21 protein-coding genes are annotated in these 22474 nt (G+C 63.4%); 11 read left to right on the forward strand and 10 right to left on the reverse strand.

Annotated elements, in window-relative coordinates; translation table 11 throughout:
• Positions 1–124 precede the first annotated feature (124 nt).
• From AC04SF_RS31405 to AC04SF_RS31415, 3 genes are read right to left on the reverse strand one after another with little or no spacing between them, the layout of a single operon-like run.
• Positions 125–892, reverse strand: coding sequence for a DUF429 domain-containing protein (locus AC04SF_RS31405; RefSeq protein WP_488480944.1), 768 nt, complete (start codon positions 890–892; stop codon positions 125–127).
• Positions 889–1773, reverse strand: coding sequence for a pyridoxal kinase PdxY (gene pdxY / locus AC04SF_RS31410; protein ID WP_096451460.1), 885 nt, complete (start codon positions 1771–1773; stop codon positions 889–891). The genes AC04SF_RS31405 and pdxY overlap by 4 nt, the downstream gene beginning before the upstream one ends.
• A 13-nt stretch (positions 1774–1786) precedes the next feature.
• A complete protein-coding gene (locus tag AC04SF_RS31415) occupies positions 1787–2038 on the reverse strand; it encodes a hypothetical protein (protein ID WP_096451458.1) in 252 nt (83 codons plus the stop codon).
• Positions 2039–2202: 164 nt separating this feature from the next.
• Between AC04SF_RS31415 and AC04SF_RS31420 the strand changes: the two genes are divergently transcribed.
• The 6 genes from AC04SF_RS31420 to ppa all read left to right on the forward strand — a co-directional run bounded on the left by AC04SF_RS31420 (position 2203) and on the right by ppa (position 6881).
• Positions 2203–2838: a LemA family protein gene (locus AC04SF_RS31420; RefSeq protein WP_202352300.1), complete on the forward strand. Its 636-nt coding sequence runs from the start codon at positions 2203–2205 to the stop codon at positions 2836–2838.
• Positions 2839–3098: 260 nt separating this feature from the next.
• The gene (locus AC04SF_RS31425; protein WP_096451454.1) at positions 3099–3944 is read left to right on the forward strand and encodes a TPM domain-containing protein; all 846 of its coding nucleotides are present in this window, start codon (positions 3099–3101) and stop codon (positions 3942–3944) included.
• Positions 3945–3948: 4 nt separating this feature from the next.
• Positions 3949–4845 carry a TPM domain-containing protein gene (locus AC04SF_RS31430; RefSeq protein ID WP_488480945.1) on the forward strand — a complete coding sequence of 299 codons (897 nt, stop codon included), beginning with the start codon at positions 3949–3951 and terminating at the stop codon, positions 4843–4845.
• Positions 4846–4849: 4 nt separating this feature from the next.
• Positions 4850–5488, forward strand: coding sequence for a TPM domain-containing protein (locus tag AC04SF_RS31435; RefSeq protein WP_096451450.1), 639 nt, complete (start codon positions 4850–4852; stop codon positions 5486–5488).
• A 152-nt stretch (positions 5489–5640) separates the two neighbouring features.
• Complete coding sequence (locus AC04SF_RS31440) at positions 5641–6147, forward strand: GNAT family N-acetyltransferase (RefSeq protein ID WP_010912199.1); 507 nt, start codon at positions 5641–5643, stop codon at positions 6145–6147.
• 200 nt (positions 6148–6347) lie between these two features.
• Complete coding sequence (gene ppa, locus AC04SF_RS31445) at positions 6348–6881, forward strand: inorganic diphosphatase (protein WP_488480946.1); 534 nt, start codon at positions 6348–6350, stop codon at positions 6879–6881.
• Here the strand turns inward: ppa and AC04SF_RS31450 are convergent, their stop codons facing one another.
• A complete protein-coding gene (locus AC04SF_RS31450; protein WP_488480947.1) occupies positions 6882–7475 on the reverse strand; it encodes a hypothetical protein in 594 nt (197 codons plus the stop codon).
• A gap of 44 nt (positions 7476–7519) precedes the next feature.
• Positions 7520–8137 (reverse strand): TetR/AcrR family transcriptional regulator, encoded by a 618-nt coding sequence (locus AC04SF_RS31455; RefSeq protein WP_488480948.1) that lies wholly within the window; start codon positions 8135–8137, stop codon positions 7520–7522.
• Between the two features lie 74 nt (positions 8138–8211).
• Here AC04SF_RS31455 and AC04SF_RS31460 point away from each other — a divergent pair, with 74 nt between their 5' ends.
• Together AC04SF_RS31460 and AC04SF_RS31465 are read left to right on the forward strand one after the other, a co-directional pair.
• Entirely contained in the window at positions 8212–9495 is a 1284-nt protein-coding gene (locus AC04SF_RS31460; protein ID WP_488480949.1) for an MFS transporter, read from the forward strand.
• Between the two features lie 320 nt (positions 9496–9815).
• A complete protein-coding gene (locus AC04SF_RS31465; RefSeq protein ID WP_488480950.1) occupies positions 9816–11390 on the forward strand; it encodes an alkaline phosphatase D family protein in 1575 nt (524 codons plus the stop codon).
• Between the two features lie 13 nt (positions 11391–11403).
• Here the strand turns inward: AC04SF_RS31465 and AC04SF_RS31470 are convergent, their stop codons facing one another.
• The gene (locus AC04SF_RS31470) at positions 11404–11688 is read right to left on the reverse strand and encodes a hypothetical protein (protein WP_096451442.1); all 285 of its coding nucleotides are present in this window, start codon (positions 11686–11688) and stop codon (positions 11404–11406) included.
• Between the two features lie 198 nt (positions 11689–11886).
• Between AC04SF_RS31470 and typA the strand changes: the two genes are divergently transcribed.
• Positions 11887–13716 (forward strand): translational GTPase TypA, encoded by a 1830-nt coding sequence (gene typA, locus AC04SF_RS31475; RefSeq protein WP_095204316.1) that lies wholly within the window; start codon positions 11887–11889, stop codon positions 13714–13716.
• Positions 13717–13773: 57 nt separating this feature from the next.
• Here typA and AC04SF_RS31480 read toward each other — a convergent pair whose 3' ends face one another.
• Together AC04SF_RS31480 and AC04SF_RS31485 are read right to left on the reverse strand one after the other, a co-directional pair.
• Positions 13774–14400 carry a DUF1062 domain-containing protein gene (locus AC04SF_RS31480; RefSeq protein WP_488480951.1) on the reverse strand — a complete coding sequence of 209 codons (627 nt, stop codon included), beginning with the start codon at positions 14398–14400 and terminating at the stop codon, positions 13774–13776.
• Positions 14401–14838: 438 nt separating this feature from the next.
• Positions 14839–15666, reverse strand: coding sequence for an alkaline phosphatase family protein (locus AC04SF_RS31485; RefSeq protein WP_488480952.1), 828 nt, complete (start codon positions 15664–15666; stop codon positions 14839–14841).
• Between the two features lie 170 nt (positions 15667–15836).
• Between AC04SF_RS31485 and AC04SF_RS31490 the strand changes: the two genes are divergently transcribed.
• On the forward strand, positions 15837–16451 hold the full coding sequence (locus AC04SF_RS31490; protein WP_096458118.1) for a LysE family translocator: 615 nt from the start codon (positions 15837–15839) through the stop codon (positions 16449–16451).
• A gap of 7 nt (positions 16452–16458) precedes the next feature.
• Here AC04SF_RS31490 and AC04SF_RS31495 read toward each other — a convergent pair whose 3' ends face one another.
• Both AC04SF_RS31495 and AC04SF_RS31500 read right to left on the reverse strand, forming a co-directional pair.
• Positions 16459–16785: a YciI family protein gene (locus AC04SF_RS31495; protein WP_488480953.1), complete on the reverse strand. Its 327-nt coding sequence runs from the start codon at positions 16783–16785 to the stop codon at positions 16459–16461.
• Between the two features lie 137 nt (positions 16786–16922).
• A complete protein-coding gene (locus AC04SF_RS31500) occupies positions 16923–17486 on the reverse strand; it encodes a peroxidase-related enzyme (protein ID WP_488480954.1) in 564 nt (187 codons plus the stop codon).
• A gap of 136 nt (positions 17487–17622) precedes the next feature.
• On the opposite strand from AC04SF_RS31500, the gene AC04SF_RS31505 reads away from it, so the two are divergent.
• Positions 17623–22428 (forward strand): NAD-glutamate dehydrogenase, encoded by a 4806-nt coding sequence (locus AC04SF_RS31505; RefSeq protein WP_488480955.1) that lies wholly within the window; start codon positions 17623–17625, stop codon positions 22426–22428.
• Positions 22429–22474: the final 46 nt, after the last annotated feature.

The raw sequence follows: 22474 nt of genomic DNA on the forward strand, positions 1-22474 counted from the left end.
GTTGGAGGCGGCAGCTCTTTGCGGTCGAGAAGGCTCTAACGGTAAAAGCCTGTCGCGAGCAATGCAGAATTGTGGGGGCTAGCTATAAATGCCATGCGCATAAGCGGGACGTCCGCCAATATTGTCATGCCCAGATGGCGACCGGTATGCCAAAACCGTCAGTGAGCGGCGGGTCCGGAAACGGCCTGGCCTTGCCGCTGGCGATGCGGCCGGCGATCAGCATCATGACGGCCGCATCGAGGAAATCGTCGGCGGCCGCGCCGCGGGGCGGCGGCTGGTCGAGGAAGTCCATGGCATAGCCGTGCCGGCACAGCAGCGTCTTGCGCTCCGCCATGCCGGCCGGATTGACGGCGCCCTTGATCTTTTTCGGCAGTTGCATCGCCTGATCGCCATTCAGGCGGCAGAAGGCGACTTCCGGATGCGATTCGAAGATTCGGCCGCGCAGATCGGGCCGCGCGATCAGCAAGGCGTCGATTTCGCGGATTTTCGAAAAGATGCCGAAGGCCTGGATCGAAACGCCGCGCGGCGGGTCGGATGTGGCACTGGCCACCTCGCTTGCCCTGCGATGCGCGGCATACCAGGCTTCGACCGTGGTGAAGTCATCGGTATCGGCATAAAGCGCGGCGCGCGACGGGATCGAAAAGACGCTCGACTGGCGCGCCCCGAGCAGTGGCCTGACCAGCGCTTCCGGTCCGCGTCCGCCTTTGCTGGAAAATTCGGGCAGGCCGATTGGCATGTCGACGGCGACAACCGCATCGTCCGGTACTGCCGAAACCAGTGCCGCGAAACTGGCGAAGATTTCGACCGAGGGTGTCGAACCGGGGTTGCGCCGCACCGCGATCCAGCCGGCCTTGCAGCCATCGGCGCCGACAAGCGCGACCTCAGAGATCACGCCCGGCGGTCCCGCCCCGGATGTGTGAGGTGGCGTAGCTGCACCATGGCCATCGGGTGCGACAGGCTCTGGGCGTCGGTTTCGAGCTGCAGTTCGTCGCCGCCGCGTTTTGCCGTGCGCGCCAGGATTTCGTAGACCGCCGCCGTGGTCGACTGCAGCGCCTTGATTGGCGGCTGGCCGGAAAGGATGCGGGCGAGGTAGACGGCCGCCGTCAGGTCGCCCAGGCCGTTCGGCGGCTTGTCGATCAGCCGGTGCTCGGCGAGCAGCGCCTGGGTGCCGTCGAGCAGCAGGTTGCCGGTGCCGCCGGTCATCATCGACTGTGCCGAGGTGACCAGCATCGTCGACGGCCCGGCATGAAGTGCTGCCGAAATCACCGATTTTAGGTCGGGCAGCGGCGCGCCGGCCATCCATTCCAGCTCGTAGCGGTTGGGCGTGGCGATGTCGGCGATCGGCATCAGCCGGTCGCGCATGGCGGCGGCGGTGGGCTCGGGCACATAGAGGCCGCCGGAATCGCCCATGACCGGATCGCAGATGTAGACGGCGTCCGGCGTCCTGGCCTTGACCGTGGCGACCAGCGAAGCGACGGCCTCGGCCTGGCCGGCTTCGCCGAGATAGCCCGACAGCACGGCGCCGACCTCGCCCAGCCATGGCGCGCGCTCGAGATCGGCCATCAGCGCCTTGAACTGGTCGAGTGGCGGCACGATGCGCGTCGCCCGCCCATGGCCGGGATGCCAGGGCAGGATGACCGTGGGTACGGCCCAGACCGGAAAGCCCAGCGTCTCCAGGGCGAAGACGGCGGCACGGTTGCCGACCGAGCCACGGGCGACATGGCTGGAAATGACGATGACCGCACGCGGCGCGTCGGGTTTTTCGGCGCTCATTGTTTTTTGATTCCTAGCTGCCCCGGGTGAGGAAAAGCACAAGCCAGACCATCAGGCCCAGCGCCAGAAGCAGGCCTAGTATCCTGCCAATGCGCGTGCCCCAGACTTCGATCGGGTCGGTACGGTCGGCGTCGGCCGCGCCAACATGGTCGCGCACGCCTTTCGTCGTCCGTGCCACGAAGGAGGTGCCGGCCGGATCGGTCTCTTGCGCGACGCGCTCGAGGATGCGGCGTGATTCCCTGTCGCTGTCCTGGCGCCCTGCCATGGATGATGTCCCGTTTTGACCGGACCTTATCGCGTTCGTGCGGCCAATCACAGGGCCTTGCGCGGCGCGGGTCGTTCCGGGCCGGCGGTTGCCGCCCGTGGCCGTTTTCTTGCGCGCTGATTGTGGTAATGCTTCGCATGCAACTTCTACCGAGGGATCCCATCATGCTTGCCCAGCGCCTTGCTCGACCATCACTCCGCACGCTGCCCGCCTTCCTGATGATGGCAATCGTGCTGCCGTTGCTTGCCGGCTGCGGCTACAACACGATCCCGACGGCTGAGGAAAATGCCAAGGCGGCCTGGAGCGAGGTGCTGAATCAGTATCAGCGCCGCGCCGACCTCATCCCCAATCTGGTCGAGACGGTCAAAGGCTATGCCTCGCATGAAAAGGACACGCTCGACGCGGTGGTCGAGGCGCGCGCCAAGGCGACGCAGATCACGGTGACGCCGGAAACGCTGAAGGATCCCGAAGCCCTCAAGAAGTTCCAGGATGCCCAGGCCGGGCTGACCAGCGCGCTGTCGCGGCTGATCGCGGTATCGGAGGCCTACCCCGACCTCAAGGCCAACCAGAACTTTCTCGCGCTGCAGGCCCAGCTCGAGGGCACCGAGAACCGCATCGCGGTGGCGCGGCGCGACTACATCCAGGCTGTCAGGGATTATAATCTGACGCTGAAGACCTTCCCGTCCGTGCTGTGGGCGACCTTCTGGTTCCGCAGCAACGAACCCTTCGCCAATTTCACCGTCGACGAAGACAAGATGCAGCCGCCGAAGGTCGATTTCGGCACGAAGCAGGGCGGGTGAACGACAACTTGTCATCGGAATAAATCCCGCAAAAATGACGGACCGCTGGCGTGCAAACACCCCCCTCTGTCCTGCCGGACCCGGCCCTTCGCTGTCGCTTCGGGCGTTCGTCGTTCGGAAAGCCAAGCAATTGGTTTCCCGTCCGCTGCGCGAACCACTTCTCACCCCCCTCAAGGCGGAAGATCAGCCGTGGTCTAGGCTTTCGCCAATTTTCAATCTCTCAAATTAAGAGCCGGCGGCGAAGCCGCCAATCTCCCCCCTTGAGGGGGAGATGTCCGGTAGGACAGAGAGGGGGGCCTCGCGCTTACCTCACCCTTCTTGGGCTTCTTGCCAGCCTACTTTTCCTCCCCCTAGCCGCCATCGCCGCCGACCTTCCTGCCCTCACCGGCCGTGTCGTCGACAATGCCGGCATCATCGATGCCGGGACCAGGGCGGCGCTGACGCAAAAGCTTGCCGCCTTTGAGACCAAGGGTTCCGACCAGATCGTCGTCGCGACCATCCCCAGCCTCGGCGGCGAGGAGATCGAACCCTACGCCAACCGGCTGTTCCGTTTCTGGAAGCTCGGCCAGGCCAAGGAGAACAATGGCGTCTTGCTGCTGGTCGCGCCGAACGATCGCAAGATGCGCATCGAGGTCGGCTACGGGCTGGAAGGCACGCTGACAGACTTGCACACCAAGCTGATCATCGAGAACGACATGGTGCCGGCCTTCCGCGCCGGCGACTTCTCCGGCGGTATCAGCAAAGCGGTCGACGACATGATCATGGTGCTGGAAGGCAATCCGGAGGAGCTGGTGGCGCGCGGCGAACGCAACCAGCAGCCGCCCATCAACACCGACAATCTGTTCTTCGCTGTGTTCATCGGCATCTGGGCGGTCATTTTCTTCGGCGGCATCGCGGCCTCCATCCTGCCGCCGATCTTCGGCCAGAAGCTCGGCCCAGGGCGCTATCGCTGGCTCGGCATGACCTTCGAGCCTGGCCGGCGCTCCTCTAGTGGCGGCTGGTCCTCGGGCAGTTCCGGCGGTGGCTGGTCTTCAGGTGGCGGCGGCGGTGGCTTTTCCGGCGGCGGCGGTTCGTCCGGCGGTGGCGGCTCCTCGGGAAGCTGGTGACAGCATGACGACACGCACCATCAACCCTTCGAGGCCCGGCCATTTTAACCCGGTGATCCATGCTGTCCTGTCGGCGCTGGCGATGCTTTTGTCCTGCTTCGCGGTTTTCGCCGCTGAGTTGCCGGCACTGACCGGCCGTGTCGTCGACAATGCCGGCATCATCGATGCCGGGACCAAGGCTGCGCTGACGCAAAAACTCTCGGATTTCGAGAAAAAGGGCTCCGACCAGATCGTCGTCGCGACGATCCCCAGCCTCGACGGCGAGGAGATCGAACCATACGCCAACCGGCTGTTCCGCTTCTGGAAGCTCGGCCAGGCGGGTGAGAACAACGGCGTGCTTTTGCTAGTGGCCAAGAACGACCGCAAGATGCGCATCGAGGTCGGCTATGGGCTGGAAGGCACGCTGACCGACCTGCATACCAAGCTGATCATCGAAAACGACATGGTGCCGGCGTTCCGCGCAGGCGATTTCTCCGGCGGCATCTCCAAGGCCGTCGACGATATGGTGATGGTGCTGGACGGCAATCCGGAGGAGCTCGAAGCGCGCGGCAAGCGCAATCCCGCCGACAACAGCAACCCAGTGGACCCGATTGTCGTGATCTTCCTGATCCTGTGGGGGACGATGTTCTTCGGTGGCCTGGCGATGGCGTTCCTGCCGCCGATGTTCGGCACAAAACTGTCACCGGGCGTATACAAATGGCTGGGCATGACGTTTCGCTACGGCCGGGGGCCAAGCGGATCGTCGTCGGGTTCCAGCGGCTGGACATCGGGGTCGTCAAGCAGCGGCTGGTCTTCGGGGAGTTCCGGCAGCAGCTGGTCGTCCGGGTCGAGCAGCAGCGGCGGCGGTTTCTCGGGCGGCGGCGGTTCGTCCGGTGGTGGTGGTTCTTCAGGAAGCTGGTGAGACAATGGCAACACGACCGATCAGTCCCGAAGATCACGAACGCATCGCCGATGCGATCCGCGCCGCGGAAACCAAAACCGACGGCGAGATCTACTGCGTCGTCGCGCATGCCAGCGACGGTTATTTCGCCCCCGCCGCCTTGATGGCGACGCTGGGCATGCTGGTCGTCAGCCTCGCCGTCGCCCATGGGCTGGAAGCCTGGTGGCTCACCATCCGCCTGCCGCATTTCGTCATCGCCCAATTGCTGGCGCTGGCCTGCGTGCTGGTTCTGTTGTGGGCGGTTCCCGGCCTGCGCATCCACATGGTGCCACGGCGGCTGCGCTATCAGGCGGCGCACGCCAACGCGGTCAAGCAGTTCCTCGCCCGCAACGTCCACCGCACGACGGCGCGCACCGGCGTGCTGGTCTTCGTCTCGATCGTCGAACGCTATGCCGAGGTGGTCGCCGATTCCGGCATCGACGCCAAGGTCGGCCAGCATGTCTGGGATGGCGTGGTGCGTGACCTCACGGCGCACGCCGGCGACGACCGGCTTGCCGATGGTTTCGTCAAGGCGATCGAGCAGGTGGGGGCGGTGCTGGCCGAGCATTTCCCGGTCACCTCAGGCGATACCAACGAGCTGGACGACCATCTGGTCGAAATCTGAGAGCCTGCTGGTAGACACCATTTTGCCGATCCGGCCTGTTTCCGGACGGCTTTTGCCCGATGTCAGCAATGTCAGGATCGGCTGTGAGAAAGCGGCCGGCGGGCCGCCCGGACTCTTGCAATCGGGCGACGCGGGTTTATGGTTAACAAATCATGAATACGCTGACGATCGACATCCGGAAAGCCGACCCGCGCGATGCAGGCGCCATTGCCGAAGTGCACTTGGAAGCCTGGCGCGGCGCCTATTCCGGCATCATTCCGCATCGTACGCTGACGTCGATGATCAACCGCCGCGGCGCCGACTGGTGGGCGAATGCGATTCGCCGCGCCGCCACCGTTCTGGTCGTCGAAATCGGCGGCACGATCGCCGGCTATGCGACGATCGGCAAGAACCGCGCCCGGGAACTCAAGCAGCAAGGCGAGATCTACGAACTGTACCTGCGCCCGGAATATCAGGGCATCGGTCTTGGCCGGCGGCTATTTTCGGCAGCCAGGGCGCGTCTGGCCGACCATGGCCTGAAAGGCATGGTGGTGTGGGCGCTGGAAGACAACCAGAACGCGCTGGCCTTCTATGCCGGCGCCGGCGGCCGCGACGTTGCCGAGGGTGTCGAGATCTTCGAGCAGAAAGCGCTGAAGAAGGTCGCCTTCGTCTGGGAATGATTGCCCGGAGATGATCGTGGAAAGCTAGGCCGGTACGCGGTGCGCATCCCCGTGAAATCACGCCGCTGAAACATCTTGTGCTAATGATTGAACGCGTTGGATGCCATCGCGTCTCGACTGACGTGCGCGAGCACCATTCGCCGCATTGCACCATTCTGCGCCGCCCGCTATCTCCTCCCAACCGAGAGAGGGACAAATCCATGCGCATTGAAGCCATAGCCACCGGAAAGAATCCGCCTGAAGACGTCAACGTCATCATCGAAGTGCCGATCGGCGGCGAGCCGATCAAGTATGAGATGGACAAGGAGGCCGGCACGCTGTTCGTCGACCGCTTCCTGCACACCTCGATGCGCTATCCCGGCAATTACGGCTTCGTGCCGCACACGCTGTCGGGCGATGGCGATCCGATCGACGTGCTGGTCTGCAACACGCGCGCCCTTGTGCCGGGCTGCGTCATCAATGTCAGGCCGATCGGCGTGCTGGTGATGGAAGACAATGCCGGCCAGGACGAGAAGGTCATCGCCGTGCCGTCGCCCAAGCTGACGCTGCGCTACGAGAACGTCACCGAATACACGCATCTGCCCGAGATCACCCGCCAGCAGGTGCAGCACTTCTTCGAGCACTACAAGGATCTCGAGCCCGGCAAATGGGTCAAGATCGAAGGCTGGCACGATTCCAAGTATGCCAAGAAGATGATCGTCGACGCGATCGAACGGGCGAAGAATAGCAAATAGTCAGTTATCGATCCGGCCGAAGGCCGGCACATTGCCGATGACGGTGTGCCGGTCCTTGCCGCAGGTGAAGGTGCGCGCCTTCTCATCGGCGAGTTTTCGCGCCTGGTCGTTGGCTTGCGGGTTGCCGGTGGCCAGCACGAGGCCGACCGTGCAGCTTTCGCGCGCGTCCATCTGGCCGACCTTGGCGACGAGCAGCACATCCGTTGATTTGTTCTGATCCTCGCCATTGCTGATCGTGCGGCGGTGGATGACCGCGAAGGGCACGGCCTTGTCGCCATTGGTTTCGATGCGCCATTCGACCTTGGCTCCGGACGAATTGAAGCCTGAAAAACTCTCCCAGACGGACGTCATGTCTCCGCCCGGCGGAAAACCGTAGAACAGCGATTCGCGGGCGTCGTCATAGGCGATCAGCACAGGGTAGCCGCGATAGCCCGAACAGGCGAGATCGGCCCAGTCGCCATCGCCCTCATCGGCCTGCGCATAGGTCACGCAATCCTTCTTCGAGTCGAGATCGGTGTAGGCGCTCGATATGTCGCCGGCATGGGCTGCCTGGCAGAGACCGGCGAGGGCAAGCGGGATCAGAACGGCACGCATGGCGGGCACCTCCGGTTCGGGCCGGAGCAGCGTACCGCCAATCGCTATTTCTTCAAGCTCGCTTCGATCAGCAGATCGGCGTTTCGGGCGACCGACTGTGCCGGACCGCCGAGGCCGAACAGCTGGCCGCTGATATAGGCGCCTTCGATGAGGAGCAGCAGTCCGTCGCCCAGCGTGTCGGGGTCCTGCGCCCCCATCGCGGCGGCCATGGCGCGCAGCCTGCGGCGCAGCTCCTGCTTGTTGGCTTCGCTCACCACGCGGGCCGGATGGCTGTGGTCGGGATATTCGACCGCCGCGTTGGTCATGCCGCAGCCGCGATAGTCCGCCACTTGCGTGCGCTTGCCGATGCGGGTCAGGAAAGCCTTGATCTGCGTGCGCGGGTCGCCCGGATGGGCTTTGACCGCCTCGTCGAAACGTTCCCAATATTCACGATTGTATTGCCGAAGATAGGAGGCGGCCAACTCGTCCTTGGAAGGGAAGCTGCGATAGAGGCTGGGCTTGGTGACGCCGGCCCGTTTGACGATCTCGTCGACGCCGATCGCCCTGATACCGCGCCGGTAGAAAAGATCATACGCCACGTCGAGGATCTTCTTGGCGGCCTTCGGCGGCGCCGATGCATGACCGTCGCTGATGGTTAGTTCAATATTTTTGTCAGTTGGCATCATGGGACTCGATTGACAATGTTACCGATCGGTACGTATACAGGCTCCCATCTTGCAACGTACCGGTCAGTAACATGATAGCTCAATCCCGTCCGTTTGGCCAGCGCTACGCTTTCGTCGTGGTCGGCGTCATCTTTCTCTGCCTGCTGGTTGCGGCCGGGCTTCGTTCCGCACCCTCGGTCATGATGTTGCCGCTGGAAAACAGTTTTGGCTGGCGGCGCGACGTCATCTCGCTGGCCGCCGGCGTTGGCATCCTGCTCTATGGCCTGACCGGTCCGTTCGCCGCCGCGCTGATGGAAAGAATCGGTCTGCGTCGCACGCTGCTTGCCTCGCTGCTGGTCATGTCGGCTTCGACGGCGCTCAGCCTACTGATGACCAAGCCCTGGCATCTCTTCATCACCTGGGGCGTCTTCTCCGGCATCGGCTCCGGCGCGGTCGCCAGCGTGCTTGGCGCCACCATCGTCAATCGTTGGTTCAAGACCAATCGTGGCCTGGTGATGGGATTGATGTCGGCCTCAAGTGCGTCGGGCATGCTGGTGTTCCTGCCGCTGATAGCCGCTTTGGCGCAATCGGGCGGCTGGCAGCCGGTTGCCGTTGCGGTCGCGGTCGCCACGGCGGCAATGATACCGCTGGTCTGGCTGCTGGTGCCGGAGCGGCCGGCCTCGATCGGCATGGTGCGCTATGGCGCCGAGGCCGATGACGTGCCGCCGACATCGCCCGCCTCGCAAGGTAATTTCCTGGCGCATACGCTCAACACGCTGCGCCGCGCCGCCGGCACACGGGTGTTCTGGTACTTGTTCGCTACCTTCTTCGTCTGCGGGTTCACCACCAACGGGCTGGTCGGCACGCATCTCATCGCCTTTTGCGGCGACATGGGAATCGGCGAGGTGCAGGCCGCCGGCCTGCTGTCGATGATGGGCATTTTCGACCTGATCGGCACGACGCTGTCGGGCTGGCTCACCGACCGTTTCGACCCGCGCAAGCTGCTCGGCGTCTACTATGCCATTCGCGGCCTGTCGCTGATCTACCTGCCCTATTCCGGCTTCTCGGCGACCAGCCTGATCATTTTCGCCGTGCTCTACGGCCTCGACTGGATCGCCACCGTGCCGCCAACGCTGCGGCTCGCCAACGAGGCGTTCGGCGACCGCAGCGGGCCGATCGTGTTCGGCTGGATCGTTGCCGGCCACCAAGTTGGTGCTGCGGCAGCGGCTGCCTTCGGCGGCACCATGCGCGAGCTGCAGGGCAATTACGAGTTGGCCTTCCTGATCGCCGGCATGACGGCCATCGCGGCGGCCTGTATCTCGTTGCTGATCAACACCAGCCGGCCGGCTTTCGATCCGGAACCGCAGGCCGCTTAAGGCGCGCCGATATTCAGGTGATGCCGGCCTGCAAACGGTGATTTCCTGCGCTTCCGGTGCTCACGTACTTTGAGTACGCTCCGCTCCGGTTCTCGGAAACCACCGTTTTCGACTCGGCCTGACCTGAATCTCGACACACCTTCGCTGCCGATTGCAATATCCAAACCTCAAACCGGGTGGCCTGACGACCAAGCCGCCCGGTTTTGTTGCGAGGCTGCCTGGCCTGTTCACTGTTATCAAAATGTCATGGTTCCGAGATGCGGCTGAAACATTGAGGCCGGACCTTGATGGCGACGTTCAAAGCCATCCAGGAGACAGCCATGAACAAGCTTTCGATGACCCGCCGCGCCTTTGTCACCTCCGCGAGCGCTGCCGGTCTCCTTGGCGCCTCGGGCCTCGCCTTGCCCTACTATTCCCGCGCGAGCCAGCGTCCGGCCTTCACCCATGGCGTCCAGTCCGGCGACGTCGATGCCTCCAGCGGCATGGTGTGGACGCGCACGGATCGTCCGGCGCGCGTCATGTTCGAGGTCTCGTCGACGGAAAGCTTTGCCAATGCGACGCGTCTGGCGCCGCTCGATACCTCGCCTGCCAGCGACTACACGGTGAAGCGGCTGCTCACTGATCTCGCCTCCGACCAGGACATCTTCTATCGCATGGTTGCGGCCGATCTCGCCGACGTCAACGCCGTCTCCGAGCCGATCGTCGGCCGCTTCCGCACAGCGCCGGCCTCGAAGCGCGATGTCAAGTTCGCCTGGTCGGGCGATACCGCCGGCCAGGGCTGGGGCATCGATGAGACCGGCATGAAAACCTACGCCACCATCGCCAAGCACACGCCGGACTTCTTCCTGCATTCGGGCGACACCATCTATGCCGACGGCGCCATGAAGGACGAGGTCGACCTGCCCGGCGGCGGCAAGTGGAAGAACGTCGTGCTCATCGACGGCAAACGCAAGGTTGCCGAGACGCTGGACGAATACCGCGACCAGTGGAAGTACAACATGATGGACAAGAACGTGCTGGAACTCAGCGCCATCTGCCCGACCTTCTACCAGTGGGACGACCACGAGGTGCTCAACAACTGGTCGGACTCGAAGGACCTTAGCAAGGACGACCGCTACAAGGAAAAATCCATCCACGTACTGGCGGCGCGGGCGGCGCGCGCCTTCCACGAGATGACCACCATCCGTTACGAGCCGGCGGAACCGGGCCGGGTCTACCGCAAGATCTCGCACGGGCCGCTGCTCGACGTCTTCTTCCTCGACATGCGCTCCTATCGCGGCCCGAACGGCCCGAACCTGCAGGAAACCCTCACACCGCAGTCGCGCATGATCGGCGAGGAGCAGTCGAAGTGGCTGAAGCGGGAACTGGCCAACTCCAAGGCGACCTGGAAGATCATCGCCGCCGACATGCCGCTCAGCCTCGTGGTCTGGGACGACGCGGCGAAGAAGGTCGGCTTCGAAGCCGTTAGCAACAACGACAATGGCAAGCCGAAGGGCCGCGAGATGGAATTCGCCGACGTGCTGCGCTTCATCAAGACTGCCGGCGTCACCAACACGGTGTGGCTCACCGCCGACGTGCACTATACGGCCGCGCACTACTACAACCCAGACAAGGCGCAGTTCCAGGATTTCAATCCCTTCTGGGAATTCGTCTCCGGCCCGATCCACGCCGGCACCTTCGGCCCCAACGATCTCGACATGACCTTCGGTCCGGAGCTGAAATTCATCAAGGCGCCGACCACCGAGCAGGGCCAGAACTTGCCGCCGTCGGCCGGCCTGCAGTTCTTCGGCCTTGTCGATATCTCAGGCGCGACCGAGCAGCTCACAGTGCGACTGATGGATCGCGACGACAACGAACTCTACAAGGTCACGCTCGATCCGGTGCGATCGGCGTAAGCGCTGGCAATCGTCAGTCGGGGTAGCAGACCATCGGAATGTTCGGCCACACCGCGCTGTCGCAGTTGGCAGCGGCTTGGCGCTGCTTGAAGGCGGCGCTGACCGGTCCCGTCACCATCGGGTCAACACCATCAGGCGCATCGGCAAAGGCCTGCTCGGCGGTCTGGGTGTCAGACTGCGCAACAGCGCGCGCACCTTTCTGCGTCGCGGCAGCCGACTGCGCGGCGTTGGCCGCCAGCAGCAAGGCAAAGGCCACCGAAGCGATGAGCGGCCAAAATCGGTTGAGTTTATCGGTCATGACGGTCGAACTGCCCGGGCCCTCAAAAGGTTCCCGCCTTGGTTAACAAAATCATCTCACACGCAGATGCTTAAGATTTGATGAGTATTTGGTGTCGCGCTTCCCCTTTCGCAACTGCGAAAAACCCTGTATGAGCCGCGCAACCGAAAGAGGCAGCGCCTTTGGCCTGCTGCCTGCAACGCTTCCGAGACCCAGAACATGAAACTCCGTAATATCGCGATCATCGCGCACGTCGACCATGGAAAGACCACCCTTGTCGACCAGCTTTTGAAGCAGTCCGGCTCCTTCCGCGACAATCAGCGCGTCGCCGAGCGCGCCATGGATTCCAACGACCTCGAAAAGGAGCGCGGCATCACCATCCTGGCCAAGGCGACCTCGGTCGACTGGAAGGATACCCGCATCAACATCGTCGACACCCCCGGCCACGCCGATTTCGGCGGCGAGGTCGAGCGCATCCTGTCGATGGTGGATTCGGCTATCGTGCTGGTCGATGCCGCCGAGGGCCCGATGCCGCAGACCAAATTCGTCGTCGGCAAGGCGCTCAAGGTCGGGCTGAAGCCGATCGTCGTCATCAACAAGATCGATCGCCCGGACGCCCGTCATGTCGAGGTCGTCAACGAGGTGTTCGATCTGTTTGCCGCGCTCGACGCCACCGATGAGCAGCTCGACTTCCCGATCCTCTACGGTTCGGGCCGCGATGGCTGGGTCTCCGAGAATCCGGAAGGCCCGAAGGACCAGCAGTTGGCGCCGCTGTTCGACCTCGTCATCAAGCATGTGCCGGCGCCGACCGTCCATCCTGGCCCGTTCCGCATGATCGGCACCATTCTGGAAGCCAACCCGTTCCTCGGCCGTATCATCACCGGCCGCATCGAATCCGGCACGCTGAAGGCCAACCAGGCGGTCAAGGTGCTGCACCATGACGGCACCCAGATCGAAACCGGCCGCATCTCGAAGATCCTGGCCTTCCGCGGCCTCGAGCGCCAGCCGATCGAAGAGGCCCAGGCGGGCGACATCGTCGCCATCGCCGGCCTGTCCAAGGGCACCGTCGCCGACACGTTCTGCGACCTGGCGGTGACCGAGGCGCTGCACGCGCAGCCGATCGATCCGCCGACCGTGACCATGTCCTTCCTGGTCAATGACAGCCCGCTCGCCGGTACCGAAGGCGACAAGGTGACCAGCCGCGTCATCCGCGACCGCCTGCTGCGCGAGGCCGAAGGCAATGTCGCGCTGAAGATCGAGGAATCGCCCGACAAGGATTCGTTCTTCGTCTCCGGCCGCGGCGAGTTGCAGCTGGCCGTGCTGATCGAGACGATGCGCCGCGAAGGCTTCGAGATCGCCGTGTCGCGTCCGCGCGTCGTCATGCAGAAGGGCGAGAACGGCGAATTGCTGGAGCCGGTCGAAGAAGTCGTCATCGACGTCGACGAGGAGCATGCCGGCGTCGTCGTGCAGAAGATGTCGGAGCGCAAGGCCGAGATGGTCGAATTGCGCCCCTCCGGCGGCAACCGCCAGCGCATCGTCTTCCACGCGCCGACGCGCGGCCTGATCGGCTACCAGTCGGAACTGTTGACCGACACGCGCGGCACCGCCGTGATGAACCGGCTGTTCCATGCCTATGAGCCCTACAAGGGCGAACTGCCCGGCCGCACCAATGGCGTGCTGATCTCCAACGAGCAGGGCGAATCGGTCGCCTACGCCATGTGGAACCTGGAAGACCGCGGCCCGATGGTCATCGACCCGGGCGTCAAGGTCTATCAGGGCATGATCATCGGCATCCACTCCAGGGACAACGACCTCGAGGTCAATGTGCTGAAGGGCAAGAAGCTGACCAACATCCGCGCCGCCGGCAAGGACGAGGCGGTCAAGCTGACGCCGCCGATCCGCATGACGCTGGAGCGCGCGCTGGCCTGGATCCAGGACGACGAGCTGGTCGAGGTGACGCCGAAGACCATCCGCCTGCGCAAGCTCTACCTCGATCCGAATGAGCGCAAGCGTTTCGAGAAGTCGGCCAAGGCGGTCGGCGCGGCGTAATTTTTCTTCTGGCGATTTCTGAGAGGGCGGAGCATCAAGTGCTCCGCCCTCTTTCGTTCATCCGCCGGCCGCGCGGATGATGGCTTCGTGATCCGGCTCGCCGGCCAGGGCGACGCGGATTGTTGTTCCCGCGCGGGCCGGCTTGCGCAAAGCTTTTGCCCCCTCCGGATCGACGACCAGCAGGCGCCGCTCCTCCAGCGCCTGGAGCCGCGAGCGCGAAATGCCGAGTTCATTGGCAAGCAGACGGTCGAGCCGGAGTGATGTCGGCATTTCCAACCCAAGCCGGAGTTCCAGGGCCGCCGCGCTTTGCCTGGCGCCGTCGAGCAACCGCTTGTGCACGGCGACATCGGGAAACTCCTCGACACGCCCCACTTGGTTGCGCAGGGTGACGATGTCGAAGGCATGGCGCCGCGCCAGCCCCGGATCGTTGCTTTCGAGCGCCTGAAGCAGCGCCGGTTCTATGTCGCGGCGGTTGCTGCGTTCGAAAATGCCGAAATTCCAGGAATTGTCGCAGGTGACGCAGCGGTAGATCAGCCACACGTCGATGCGCTTGCCGTTGGCGTTGACGCGGAATTTGCCGCTGCAGCGATAGGCCTTCACACCGCCGCAGCGATTGCAGTTGATCAGGGGTTGCGGTGCGATTTGAGGCGTGATCGCCCAGTGGATGCGCACAGTAGAAGACATGCCGGTAAGCCCTTCCCGTCGGGAAGTTCATCAGGTCGGCACGATCGAGATGCCCCTGCGGGCGCGGCGTGGCGGTAGGCTGCGGAGATTCTTGAAGTCAGGTGTCGCTGGCGGAAAGCGCGCGACAGCGGTTCAGCAGTGCCAAACCGGTCTCGAACCGCCGCCCAGAGGAACACATGAACATGAAACAGGCACCGCGAGTGCGGCGCCATCAGGTGTGTCGGGGGAGTTGACGAGACCGGCGGTTACTGAGGCAAAGTGAAGCTCGAGATTGTTTCGCGGCGGCCCTTCTAGCCGTAGCCAATGAGGACTGCAAGGGTGCCAATGGCTTCAAACGAATGATGGCTTTCCAACTTGTTTGGAGCCGACCGATTGTCGAGACGATGGGGAGGAGCGACGACGCCGGCGATCGGTGCTTGTGACATGTCCAGCGCGAAATTACCGTCGGCTCCAGCCACTTGCGATCACCCTTCTGATGACACTGGTGCCCAAGGGGGGTATGCTCTCTATGTCTTCAATGGTTCGCAAGACCGAATAGTGATCGATCCTTTCCGAGTAACGTCCTGATTCGATTCCGGATCCGTAGAATACAGTGAATATATGGTTCTCTGTATGGTAGTCGTCTTCATCGAAGGTCACTACCAAAAGGCTGTTGTTTTTCTTCGACCAGGCGGCGTAGCCTCCAAGGTGAGTTCTCAACCAAGTGTCAGCCGTCTCTATTGTGCCGTCATGCATGTCATTTTCGAGATTGGGGATCACGAAACTGACGGATGGTAGCTTCGCGTAGTCGCGAGGGAGGTGGGCAAGAGACTTCTCAGATCCCTTCGCGTCGGCAAACGATTCCCACGGATTATGTTTTCGCGGCGATCCGGCTTCGACGTAGCCCGTAAATGTCTTGCCGTGAGCCCGAAGACGAGCGGCCAGGTTCGGCGCAGCAAAGCCGTGCATGCCATCGTCATGGACGCCTTGTGTCAAGCCGCTGAACAGCGCGAAGTAATTGGGCTGGCTGGGATGAGCAACTCCATAGGATCGATCGAACAGCGCGCCGCCTTTTGCCAACTTGTTCAAATAGGGAGCAGCTCGTCCCGCCAGAGAAATCTGCTCAAAGCTGTGGTTCTCCATGATCACGACAACGACGTGATCATATTTCGGCGGCTTCCTCGACGATGCTACGGCTTGGGGCGCTCCGTTTAGCGCCATGCTGGCTAACAGGACAGCCAGAATGGAGAGCCGTCGAACGACCTTGCGCCAACTTTGCACAACCACGAAAACTCCTCCTCCGCCTGCAGGGCAAGATCAACCTGACTGCAAGTCAGGCATGGCAGTCAAGGGCATGGCCGAATGCGGAGCCGGTCTGGGATCTTCCGCCGCCAGCGTTGCAAGCGGTGATATCGATCGGATATCGTCCGTCCTTCAACCGCTTGGAAGGCAGTGCCATGCACCTCACCTCGCTCCTGATCTTCGCCGCCGCTTTGTTCGTCGCCGCCGGTTCGCCCGGCCCGTCGATCGCCGCACTCGTCGCACGCGTCATCTCGAAGGGTTTTCGCGATGTGTTTCCGTTCCTGCTCGCCATGTGGATCGGCGAGGGCATCTGGCTGTCGCTGGCGGTGTTCGGACTGGCTGTGGTGGCGCAGACTTTTCACCTCGCCTTTGTTGTCGTGAAATGGGTGGGCGTCGCCTATCTCGCTTACCTTGCCTGGAAGATGTGGACGGCGCCTGTCGATGCCAAAGAGGGCGAGATGCCGCGCGAGGATTCGGCGATAAAACTGTTCTTCGCCGGCATGGCGGTGACGCTTGGCAATCCCAAGATCATGATGTTCTACCTGGCGCTGCTGCCGACCATCATCGACCTCGCTTCGGTCAGCATCGTCGGCTGGGTCGAACTGACGGCGACCATGGCCGTGGTGCTGATCGCCATCGATCTCGCCTGGGTGCTCGCCGCCTCGCAGGCGCGCAAGCTGTTGAAAAGCAAGCGCGCCATGAAGATCGCCAACCGGATCAGCGCCACGACGATGGCCGGTGCCGCGGCGGCTATCGCGGCGCGATCCTGAGGCGACGTTAGCCCATCATATTGATGATCGGTGCGATCTCGACGTTGCAGTTCGGCATGGCCAGCATCGGACAGCCTTTGGCCTTCTCGGCGGCGTCGTTGATATCTTGGGCCTCGATGATCGAATAGCCGCCGGTCGGGTTGCTGCCGCCGTTGTTTTCTATCTTGCCGCCGGGCAGGACGGTCTTCGACATTCCGACCGGATTGCCTGGGTCGACAACGGCCGAACCGAGCTTTCCAAACCAGCCTGTCCAGGCGTCGGTCATCGCCTTTCGCTCGGCTTCGCTCGTCGGCATCTTGCCGGAGCCATGATAGACATAGAGAAACTTCGCCATGTTCTCCTCCCTTGATGAGCGGCATCGAACCGGCATGCGGTCATGCCGCCTGCCGATCATCGGACCAAACCGGCGGAGAAGCAACGAGAATGCGTTGTCGCTAATGTACAGCGCGACGGGCCATTCGATGGGATCCGCTATCGCGCCATGGCGTGGTATTCGTCGTTCGGCCGCATGTCGATCGCCGCCGCCACCCGGTTCGACATGTTGAAGAAGGCCGCGGTCGAGGCGATGTCCCAGATGTCGCGGTCGCTGAAGCCTGCTTTGCGAAGCGCCGCCCGGTCGGCCTCGACGATCTTGGCCGGCTCCTCGGTCAGCTTGACGGCGAATTCGAGCATCGCGGCCTGCCTCGGCGAGAGATCGGCGGCGCGGAAATTCATCACCATCATCTCGCCGAGCGCCGGGTCGCCGGACAGCTGGCGCACCGCGGCGCCATGCGCGGTCAGGCAGTAGTAGCAATGGTTGATCGAAGAGACGGCGACCGCGATCATCTCGCGCTCCAGCTTCGACAGGCCTGATTCGCCCAGCATCAGGTCGTTGTACATATCGGTGAAGGCGCGCAGCTTCTTGTCGTCGAAGGCGTAGGCCTTGAGCACGTTGGGGACCAGGCCGAGCTTCTCCTCGCATTTGGCGAAATAGGTTTTCGTCGCCTCGCTCAACTCTCCCGAGGCCAGATCGAGTGCGGTGATTTTGCCGGTCATGGGGCGTTTCTCCTCTTTGGGCGGTGGCTTGCCGCCGAATTCGGATAATTCTTGGCAAGCCGTCAAACCTTTGTCGCCAAACAGCGGTCATCTGCTACGATAGTCGTAAAAGCATTCGACGGGAGGGAATAGCGTCATGGCCAGCGTGAAATCCGCAAATCCGAAAAAAAAGAGCACGGCAAGGGGAGAAGACAAGTCCGGCAAGCTAGCCGACTATCTGCTGGCCCGAGCCCCTGCCGAAGACATTGCGGCCTATGACGTTGCCGATCTCGTGCGCGCCGCCGATCTCGCCGGGCGCGCTGTCGCCAGGCACAAGAAGGGTGACTGCGTCGTCGCCATAGATGTCGATTCCGGGGTTGTCCGCCAGGGCCGGCCGGTGACGGTGATCACTGTCGTCAACGACAACATGCCGTTCTTGTTCGATTCCATCCTCGGCGAAATCACCGACGGCGCCGGCGAGCCGTTGCTGGTCACCCATCCAGTCATTGTCGTCAAACATGGCAAGGGCGGCGTCGAGGAAATCCTCGGCGACGGCGGCTCCGTCAAGAGCGACACCGCCCACGACCGACTGAGCCTGATTCATGTCCATATCGGTCGGCTTTCCGTCGAACATGCCCAGGCTTTGGCCGGACGGTTGAAGAAGCTTTTGGGCCAGGTGCGCGCCGCGGTCACCGACTGGAAGCCGATGCTGGCCCGCCTGGACCAGGCGATCTCCGAATTTCGCTACGCGCCGGTACCGCTCGACAAGACCAGCGTCACCGAGGCGATAGCCTTTCTCGAATGGCTGCGCGACGACAATTTCACCTTCCTCGGAATGCGCGAGTTCAAATACACCGGCAGCGAGAAGAGCGGCATGCTGGAGCGCGCCGACAAGCCCGGCCTCGGCATCCTGTCCGATCCCGATGTGCTGGTGCTCAGGCGCGGCACCGAAGCGGTGACGACGACGCCCGAGATCCGCGCCTTCCTGCATGGACCGGAGCCGCTGATCGTCACCAAGGCCAATGCCAAGTCTTCTGTGCACCGCCGCATCTATCTCGACTACATCGGCGTCAAGACCTACACCGCCAAGGGCGTGCTGTCGGGCGAACTGCGCATCGTCGGCCTGTTCACCTCGACCGCCTATACGCGCTCGGTGATGAAGATCCCGTACCTCCGGTCGAAGGCCGAAACCATCATCGCCAAATCCGGCTTCAATCCCGGAGATCATTCCGGCAAGGCGCTGATCAACGTGCTGGAGAGCTATCCGCGCGACGAACTGTTCCAGGTGCCGGTGCCGATCCTGCGCAAGCACGCCGAGGCCATTCTGGGCCTGGTCGAGCGGCCTCGCGTCAGGGCGCTGGTGCGTGCCGACCAGTTCGACCGCTTCGTCTCGATCCTCGTCTTCGTGCCGCGCGACCGCTACGACAGCGTCGTGCGCGAGAAGATCGGCGCCTACCTGAAGACGGTGTTCGAGGGCAGGCTGTCGGCCTATTACCCCGCCTTTCCGGAAGGCGGGCTGGCGCGCGTACATTTCATCATCGGCCGCTCCGGTGGCAAGACACCGAAAATCGAACAGGCGACGATCGAGGAAGCGATCCGCGACATTGTCCGCACTTGGGACGACGCGCTTCGGGAAACAGCGGCCGAGACTGGAGCCGATCCCGCACGGACGGCGATCGCCGCGCGGTTTTCCGAAAGTTATCGCGACAGTTTCTCGCCGGCCGTGGCGTTGGCCGATGCCGGGCGCATCGCGAAGATCAGCGCCGCCAATCCGATCGCTATCGACTATTACCGCCATGGCGAGCAGAAGCCGCACCAGGCGGCGTTGAAGATCTATCACCATGGCAGCCCGGTGGCGCTGTCGCGGCGCGTGCCGGTGCTGGAAAACATCGGCTTCCGCGTCATCAGCGAGCGCACCTTCGAGGTCGGCGACGAGCAGTCCGGCATGATCAATAGGGATCAGCCCGGCATGGTCTTCATCCACGACATGGAACTGGAGAACAGCTACGGCAAGCCGATCGACCTTGCCGATGGCGGCGCGCTGTTCGAGGACGCGTTCCTGTCGGTGTGGCGCGGCGACGTCGACAATGACGGCTATAGCGGCCTGGCCCAGACCGCTGGCCTGTGGTCTAGCGAAATCACTATCCTGCGCGCCTATGGGCGCTATCTGCAGCAGGTCGGCATTCCGCAAAGCCAGGATTTCATCGCAGCGGCATTGAACCGCTATCCCGACATCGCGCGCGGCTTGCATGCGCTGTTCATCGCCCGGCTCGGCCCGACGGCCGAGACCGAAGGCGTGGTCGCGGCAAAGCACCTCAAGGCCAAGATAAAGGACGCGCTGGAAGATGTGCCCAATATCGATGACGACACCATCATCCGCCGCTACCTCAATCTGATCGAAGCCTCGCTGCGCACCAATCATTTCGTTGCCGATACGAAAGCGAAAGGCCAGTCGCTGGCGATCAAGCTCGAATCGCAGGCGGTCGAGGGACTGCCGGCGCCACGGCCGTGGCGCGAGATATTCGTCTACGGTTCCGAGGTCGAGGGCCTGCATCTGCGCTTCGGCCCGGTGGCGCGTGGTGGCCTTCGCTGGTCAGACCGCGCCCAGGACTACCGCACCGAGGTGCTCGGCCTGGTCAAGGCGCAGCAGGTCAAGAACGCCGTCATCGTGCCGGTCGGCGCCAAGGGCGGCTTCTTCCCCAAGCGCCTGCCGGTCGGCGGCAGCCGCGACGCGATCTTCGAGGCCGGCACCTCGGCCTACAAGAACTTCGTCTCCAGCCTGCTGTCGATCACCGACAATATCGGGTTGGACGGGGTCATTCCGCCGGCCGGCGTCGTGCGCCGCGACCAGGACGATCCCTATTTCGTCGTTGCCGCCGACAAGGGCACGGCGACCTTCTCCGACACCGCCAACGCCATTTCCGAGAAGCATGGCTTCTGGCTCGACGATGCCTTCGCCAGCGGCGGCTCGGCCGGCTATGACCACAAGAAGATGGGCATCACCGCCAAGGGCGCCTGGGAAGCGGTCAAGCGGCACTTCCGCGAGATCAACCGCGACATCCAGACCTCGCCCTTCACCGTCGTCGGTGTCGGCGACATGTCGGGCGACGTGTTCGGCAACGGCATGCTTTTGTCGCCGAACACAAGGCTGATCGCCGCCTTCGACCATCGCGACATCTTCATCGATCCCGATCCCGACATGGCGGCCTCGATGACCGAGCGCGAGCGCATGTTCGCGCTGCCGCGTTCGAGCTGGCAGGACTATGACAAGACCAAGCTGTCGGAAGGCGGCGTCATCGTCTCGCGCAGCCAGAAGTCGATCACCTTGCCGGCCGCGGCGGCGGCGGCGATTGGACTCAGCAAAACCACCGCCACGCCGGCCGAGATCATGACCGCCATTCTCAAGGCGCCGGTCGACCTGCTGTGGTTCGGCGGTATCGGCACCTACTTGAGGGCCTCGACCGAAACCAATGCCGAGGTCGGCGACCGCGCCAATGACGCCATCCGCATCACCGCGCTCGACGTGCGCGCCAAGGTGATCGGCGAGGGCGCCAATCTCGGCGTCACGCAGAGGGCGCGCATCGAGTTCGGCATGAATGGCGGCCGTTGCAATTCGGACGCCATCGACAATTCGGGCGGCGTCAATTGCTCCGACGTCGAGGTCAACATCAAGATCGCTTTGGCGTCGGCCATGCGCAAGGGATCGCTGACGCGCCCGGCCCGCAACAAGCTGCTGGCCGAGATGACCGGCGAGGTCGGCGGGCTGGTGCTGTCCAACAACTATCAGCAGACGCTGGCGCTTTCGATCGCCCGCAAGCGCGGCCTTGCCGACATCGCGCATCAGGCCCGCTTCATGTCGGCGCTCGAAGCGCGCGGTCTGCTCGATCGCGCGGTGGAGACGTTGCCGTCACCGGCTGCTCTTGCCGAGCGCGAGGCGCGTGGCGAACCGCTGACCCGGGCCGAGCTCGGCGTGCTGCTCGCCTATGCCAAGATCGTGCTGTTTTCCGACATTGTCGCCAGTGACGTGCCGGACGACGCGCATTTCGACCGCGACCTGATGGGCTACTTCCCCGACCGCATGGCGAAGAAATACGCCGCCGAAATCCACGGCCACAGGCTGCGCCGCGAGATCATCGCCCGCGTCGTTGCCAATGATCTGGTCAATCGCGGCGGCCCGTCCTTCGTCAACCGCCTGCAGGAAGCCACGGGACGCACCGCCGCCGATGTGGTGCGCACCTTCGCTGTGGTGCGTGACGGCTTTGCCCTGCCGGCGCTCTATCGCGAGATCGACGCGCTCGACAACCAGATCGACGGCCAGGTGCAACTCGATCTCTATCAGATGGTGAGCCGGCTGATCTATGTCACCAGCGGCTGGTATCTCAAGAACGATGCCGGCACGGCGCCCCTCGGCCAGCGCATTGCCGAACTGCTGGAGGCACGCAAGGCGCTGGAGCCGAAGCTCGTTTCGCTGCTGCCGGCCTTCTCGCGCGAGCGGATCGAGGAGAAGCGGCACGGGCTGTTCAAGGCCGGTGCGCCGGAGCGGCTGGCCGAACAGCTGGCGCTGAGCGAAGTGGCGGAACTGATCCCCGACATTGCGCTGACGGCACGCACCGCCGGCGCCGACATCGTCGCGGCGGCCAAGGCGTTCTTCGCCGTCAGCGATGCCTTCCGTATCCCGCGTGTCGAAGACGCGGCGCGCTCGATCACGCCGTCGGACTATTATGACCAGCTCGCTTTGTCGCGCGCCACCGATACGATCGGTGCTGCACGGCGCGGCATTGCGGTGGCGGCACTCACCGGCCATGCCAAGACGGCCGATCCGGTGGCGGCCTGGCTGGAAGCCGGCGGCGAGAGGGTGGCGCGCATTCGCGAGCGACTGCAGGCGCTGACCGAAGGCGGCGACATCACCGTGTCGCGGCTGTCGGTCGCGTCAGGTCTGATGAGCGATCTGACCGGCATGTGAGGCTTACCCTCCCCCTCGTGGGGAGGGTCGCTGCGAAGCGGCGGGG

The sequence above is a fragment of the Mesorhizobium sp. CNPSo 4671 genome (assembly GCF_057784245.1).

Excerpts from the sequence above, each read along its gene's own strand:
- pdxY (WP_096451460.1), bottom strand. The coding sequence starts at position 1,773 with ATGAGCGCCGAAAAACCCGACGCGCCGCGTGCGGTCATCGTCATTTCC.
- AC04SF_RS31415 (WP_096451458.1), bottom strand. The coding sequence starts at position 2,038 with ATGGCAGGGCGCCAGGACAGCGACAGGGAATCACGCCGCATCCTCGAG.
- AC04SF_RS31420 (WP_202352300.1), top strand. The coding sequence starts at position 2,203 with ATGCTTGCCCAGCGCCTTGCTCGACCATCACTCCGCACGCTGCCCGCC.
- AC04SF_RS31430 (WP_488480945.1), top strand. The coding sequence starts at position 3,949 with ATGACGACACGCACCATCAACCCTTCGAGGCCCGGCCATTTTAACCCG.
- AC04SF_RS31435 (WP_096451450.1), top strand. The coding sequence starts at position 4,850 with ATGGCAACACGACCGATCAGTCCCGAAGATCACGAACGCATCGCCGAT.
- AC04SF_RS31440 (WP_010912199.1), top strand. The coding sequence starts at position 5,641 with ATGAATACGCTGACGATCGACATCCGGAAAGCCGACCCGCGCGATGCA.
- ppa (WP_488480946.1), top strand. The coding sequence starts at position 6,348 with ATGCGCATTGAAGCCATAGCCACCGGAAAGAATCCGCCTGAAGACGTC.
- AC04SF_RS31450 (WP_488480947.1), bottom strand. The coding sequence starts at position 7,475 with ATGCGTGCCGTTCTGATCCCGCTTGCCCTCGCCGGTCTCTGCCAGGCA.
- AC04SF_RS31455 (WP_488480948.1), bottom strand. The coding sequence starts at position 8,137 with ATGCCAACTGACAAAAATATTGAACTAACCATCAGCGACGGTCATGCA.
- AC04SF_RS31460 (WP_488480949.1), top strand. The coding sequence starts at position 8,212 with ATGATAGCTCAATCCCGTCCGTTTGGCCAGCGCTACGCTTTCGTCGTG.
- AC04SF_RS31465 (WP_488480950.1), top strand. The coding sequence starts at position 9,816 with ATGAACAAGCTTTCGATGACCCGCCGCGCCTTTGTCACCTCCGCGAGC.
- AC04SF_RS31470 (WP_096451442.1), bottom strand. The coding sequence starts at position 11,688 with ATGACCGATAAACTCAACCGATTTTGGCCGCTCATCGCTTCGGTGGCC.
- typA (WP_095204316.1), top strand. The coding sequence starts at position 11,887 with ATGAAACTCCGTAATATCGCGATCATCGCGCACGTCGACCATGGAAAG.
- AC04SF_RS31480 (WP_488480951.1), bottom strand. The coding sequence starts at position 14,400 with ATGTCTTCTACTGTGCGCATCCACTGGGCGATCACGCCTCAAATCGCA.
- AC04SF_RS31490 (WP_096458118.1), top strand. The coding sequence starts at position 15,837 with ATGCACCTCACCTCGCTCCTGATCTTCGCCGCCGCTTTGTTCGTCGCC.
- AC04SF_RS31495 (WP_488480953.1), bottom strand. The coding sequence starts at position 16,785 with ATGGCGAAGTTTCTCTATGTCTATCATGGCTCCGGCAAGATGCCGACG.
- AC04SF_RS31500 (WP_488480954.1), bottom strand. The coding sequence starts at position 17,486 with ATGACCGGCAAAATCACCGCACTCGATCTGGCCTCGGGAGAGTTGAGC.
- AC04SF_RS31505 (WP_488480955.1), top strand. The coding sequence starts at position 17,623 with ATGGCCAGCGTGAAATCCGCAAATCCGAAAAAAAAGAGCACGGCAAGG.